General features: G+C 46.0%; 1 protein-coding gene. It reads right to left on the bottom strand.

Going from position 1 to position 952, the window contains the following annotated elements; genetic code table 11:
- Nucleotides 1–315: 315 nt before the first annotated feature.
- Entirely contained in the window at nt 316–831 is a 516-nt protein-coding gene (locus NK638_RS12300) for an ABZJ_00895 family protein (RefSeq protein ID WP_274633235.1), read from the bottom strand.
- Between the last annotated feature and the right edge of the window lie 121 nt (nt 832–952).

The following is a 952-nucleotide window of genomic DNA, read 5'->3' as shown; positions in this document are numbered from 1 at the left end:
AAAAAAAATCATGTCCATAAAGCTAGCTCCTATTGAAAATACCAAAGCAAGTCGCTTAATACAGTAGGCGTTTACCTTAGCCTAACGGATTTTGCTCAGCAATAGAAAAAAACTTTGTAGCACCGTGTATAGTCAGCGTTTTTTAAGGCACTCATATAGTCAATCCTAAATAAATTGACAGGCAGGATAGCAGGTGCCACGCCGTCATATTTTACGGGTATTTATTTTGCATAGCATCTATCGGCGTAGGCTCAGCATGTCATCGTGTTTTAAGTGAACAGAATCCTGTCGGGTCGTTTAGGGTTTTAGAGCGTCTTATAGGGTTTTGGGCACAGGATCGAGTAGGCGGTTAAATGCCCAGATGCTGATGCGCGCGCTGACCAGTGACAGCACTACGATCATCACTAGCGCAGAGAGTAAGGGTAGTGGCTGCTGCTTGGCCATCGCCAGCAAAACCTCACGGCTGATATCGTCAAACAGCAAAAACCATAACGCTAAAAAATACAGCCCCGTCAATAGCCAGACGACCATGATACCGCCCAGCATCAAGCGGTTGATTTCGTCTTTGTAAAGAGCGCGCTGCTGATGTTTAACAAACTTGCTGACTGCGATATAGGCTGCAAGGATGATGGATAGGACGGTGACCAGCTGTGCATTTAATGCCAGTTTGGTCTGAATCAGCATAAATAGGGCGCTGGCCAGTACATAACCGATCGCAAAGTATCCAATGTATGGCGGCAGCTGAGGCTGAGTGCTCGCGCGTGTTGTGGCCAGTCCGTGAGGGTCGGTAGCGGCGCTGGGTTTATTGAGATTGGTGGTTTTGCGTGACATAAGCGCGCCTTATTCAGATAAAAAGAGAGTCGCCATATTAGGGTGTGTCTTCAATTCATTCGATAGTTATAGTCGATACACTCTAAAAATGTCATAGCGCTACTGGGATGCTATTTTTAAA

Source organism: Psychrobacter sp. A3, from assembly GCF_028823565.1.
In the GTDB taxonomy this organism is placed as follows: domain Bacteria; phylum Pseudomonadota; class Gammaproteobacteria; order Pseudomonadales; family Moraxellaceae; genus Psychrobacter; species Psychrobacter celer.
Note: the sequence above shows the minus strand (reverse complement) of the source record. Positions and strands in the feature narration are given on the sequence as shown.